This window comes from Hydrogenophaga sp. 70-12 (assembly GCF_001897365.1).
Lineage (GTDB): Bacteria > Pseudomonadota > Gammaproteobacteria > Burkholderiales > Burkholderiaceae_C > Hydrogenophaga > Hydrogenophaga borbori.
This window is the reverse complement of record NZ_MKSS01000056.1, coordinates 1-3,357: the sequence shown is the minus strand read 5'-3', so window position 1 is coordinate 3,357 and position 3,357 is coordinate 1. Positions and strand designations below refer to the sequence as shown.

Genomic DNA, 3,357 nt, shown 5'->3' with positions numbered 1-3,357 from the left:
GACAATGCCCCGGGTGGACCGGACGGCTTTTTCTACGCACGCTTCGACAAGGCCCGCGGCGTCTGATCGGGTCCGAGGCCTTCTTCGCCCCCGGCATTGGCTGCTGCTGGCGCTGGCCGTCCTGGCCCTTGCGCTGGCCCGCGCCCAGCCGCCCCAGGTGCAGCAGCTTGCCCTGCAGCGCACCTCCGACGGCTTGTTCCTGAGCGCTCGCTTCGAGCTCAGCCCGCATGGCGCCGTGCAGGACGCCCTGATCAAAGGCGTGCCGTTGTACTTTGTCTGGCAGGCCGACGTGCTGCGCGAACGCTGGTACTGGACCAACAAACGCGTGGCCGGCGCCACCCGCACCCTGCGCCTGGCCTACCAGCCGCTGACCCGCCGCTGGCGCGTCAGCATCTCCACCGAGGCCGGTGGCGGCACCGGCGGCGGCGCCGGCCTGCCCTACGCCCTGCACCAGAACCACGACACCCTGGAGGAGGCACTGGCTGCGGTGGGCCGCGTCTCGCGCTGGCGGCTGGCCGACGCCGCGCAGCTGGAGCCGGGCGCCTCCCACCTGGTGGAGTTCGGCTTCCGCCTCGACCTGAGCCTGCTGCCACGCCCCTTCCAGATCGGCCTGGGCAACCAGGAGGAATGGTCCATGGCGCTGGAGCGCGAGTTGGGCGTGCCCGAGGCCGCCACGCCCGAGCTGCCCGCGCCGGCCGAGCCGCGCGCCACGTCCCCCGCCGCCGAGGCCAAGGCCGGCGGCGAGGCGCCCGCCGCCGAATCCCCGTCCCGCTGAGCCCCGTGCCGCCGCCCCGCACGCCCTCCGTGCCGTGAACACCCTCACCCCGCCCCACTCGCGCAAGCCCGCCGCCACCCGCTGGGCGGTGGTCGCCGGCCTGATCTTCATGACCGGCCTGGGCATGGTGCTGCTGTTCCTGCTCACCCTGGGCACGCGCAACAGCGTCTTCTACGAACGCAACTTCGAGCTGCTGGTCGGCATCAACGTGGCCGCCGCCGTGGGCCTGGGCCTGGTCATCCTGTGGCTGGGCGCGCGGCTGTTCATGCGCCTCAAGCGTGGCAAGTTCGGCAGCCAGCTGCTGGTCAAGCTCGCCGCCATCATCGGCCTGGTGGGCATCCTGCCCGGGCTGCTCATCTACACGGTGTCCTACCAGTTCGTCTCGCGCTCCATCGAAAGCTGGTTCGACGTGCGCGTGGAGTCCGCGCTGGGCGCGGGCCTGAACCTGGGCCGCACCACGCTCGACACACTGGTGGCCGACCTGTCGAACAAGACCCGCCTGGCCGCCGACGGCCTGGCCCGCCAGAGCAACAGCGGCGCCGTGCTCGCGCTCGACCGCGTGCGCGAGCAGCTCGACGCCAGCGACGTGGTGCTGTTCGGCGCCACCGGCCAGCTCCTGGGCAGCTCGGGCAGCTCGCGCTTCGACCTCGCGCCCGAGCGGCCCAGCCCCGCCACCCTGCGCAACGCGCGCGCCAACCGCGTGCTGGCGCAGGTCGAGGGCCTGGAAGAGGGCGAAGGCGGCGACCTGCACGCCGCGCTGGCCGCGGGCCAGGCGCGCATCAAGGTGCTGGCGCTGGTGAACCCGCCCAGCTTCGCCGTCAACGCCGAGCCGCGCTACCTGCAGGTCTCGGCGGCCTTGCCCTCGGCGCTGATCGTGGACGCGCTGGCCGTGCAGGTGGCCAACCGCGAGTACCAGGAGCGCGCGCTGGCGCGCGACGGCCTGCGCCGCATGTACATCGGCACGCTCACGCTGGCGCTGTTCCTGGCCGTGTTCGGCGCGGTGCTGCTGGCGGTGCTGCTGGGCAACCAGCTGATCCGTCCGCTCATCGTGCTGGCCGAGGGCATGCGCGAGGTGGCGGCCGGCAACCTCGCGCCCAAGGCCGCGCTGCCCTCGCGCGACGAGCTCGCGGGCCTCACGCGCACCTTCGCCCTCATGACGCAGGACCTGTCCGACGCGCGCGAAGCGGTGCAGCACAGCATGGAACAGGTGGACGCCGCGCGCGAGAACCTGCAGACCATCCTGGACAACCTCACCGCTGGCGTGCTGGTGTTCGACGAGCGGGGCCGCCTGCTCAGCGCCAACCCCGGCGCGGCGCGCATTCTGCACGCCGCGCTGAACGCGCACATCGGCCAGCCGCTGGACCAGGTGCCCGGCCTGGAGCAGATCGCTGGCGGCGTGCTGCAGCAGTTCGAGCGCTTCCTGGCCGAGGACTCGCCGCACGAGGGCGGCTACTGGCAGGAGTCCTTCGAGCTCAGTGCGAGCGAGGGTTCGCCCTTCGAGCAGGGCATCACCCTCATCGCGCGCGGCGCCCTGCTGCCCGACAACCAGCGCCTGCTGGTTTTCGACGACGTGTCCGAGGTCGTCTCGGCCCAGCGCGCCAAGGCCTGGGGCGAGGTGGCGCGCCGCCTGGCGCACGAGATCAAGAACCCGCTCACGCCCATCCAGCTCTCGGCCGAGCGCCTGGCCATGAAGCTGGACGGCAAGCTGCAGCCCCCCGAACAGGCCCTGCTCGACAAGTCGGTGCGCACCATCGGCGACCAGGTCGAGGCCATGAAGCGCCTCGTCAACGAATTCCGCGACTACGCCCGCCTGCCCGCGGCCCAGCTCGCGCCGCTGGACCTCAACGCCGCCGTGCGCGACATCCTCAGCCTCTACGACAACGCCGCCGTGCCCGTGCGCTGCGAGCTCGCCGACGGCCTGCCCAAGGTGCGCGCCGACGCGCAGCAGGTGCGCCAGATCGTCCACAACCTGGTGCAGAACGCCCAGGACGCCATGGGCGGCATGGCCGGCGCCGAGGTGCTGCTGCGCACCCGCCGCTCGGACAGCGGCCAATGGGTGCGCCTGGTGGTGTCCGACAGCGGGCCCGGTTTTGGCGAGAACATCCTCAAACGCGCCTTCGAGCCCTACGTCACCACCAAGGCCAAGGGCACCGGCCTGGGCCTGGCCGTGGTCAAGAAGATCATGGACGAACACGGCGGCCGCGTGGACTTGTCGAACCGCGTGACGGAAGGGCGCGTCATCGGCGCGCAAGTGTCGTTATCATTCGCAGTTGCAAATTGACAACAGGTACCGAGGGACTCCGCACGCAATGGCAACGATTCTGGTCGTAGACGACGAACTGGGCATACGGGACCTGCTGTCCGAAATCCTCAACGACGAAGGCCACGCCGTCGAACTGGCGGCCAATGCGGCCGAGGCGCGTTCGCTGCGCCAGCAGATGCGGCCCGACCTGGTGCTGCTCGACATCTGGATGCCCGACACCGATGGCGTGACCCTGCTCAAGGAGTGGAGCAGCACCGGCCTGCTGACCATGCCGGTGATCATGATGAGCGGCCACGCCACCATCGACACCGCCGTCGAG

The 3,357-nt window shown here is 71.2% G+C and carries 3 protein-coding genes; all 3 read left to right on the top strand.

The window, feature by feature from the left end:
* A partial coding sequence (locus tag BGO22_RS03875) for a DUF4390 domain-containing protein (protein ID WP_353744339.1) occupies window positions 1–775 on the top strand: 775 nt, incomplete at its 5' end.
* Window positions 776–809: 34 nt separating this feature from the next.
* Entirely contained in the window at window positions 810–3,056 is a 2,247-nt protein-coding gene (locus tag BGO22_RS03870; RefSeq protein ID WP_286849106.1) for a sensor histidine kinase, read from the top strand.
* A gap of 28 nt (window positions 3,057–3,084) precedes the next feature.
* Window positions 3,085–3,357, top strand: a 273-nt coding sequence (locus BGO22_RS03865; RefSeq protein WP_286849104.1) for a response regulator, incomplete at its 3' end; no start/stop codon positions are given.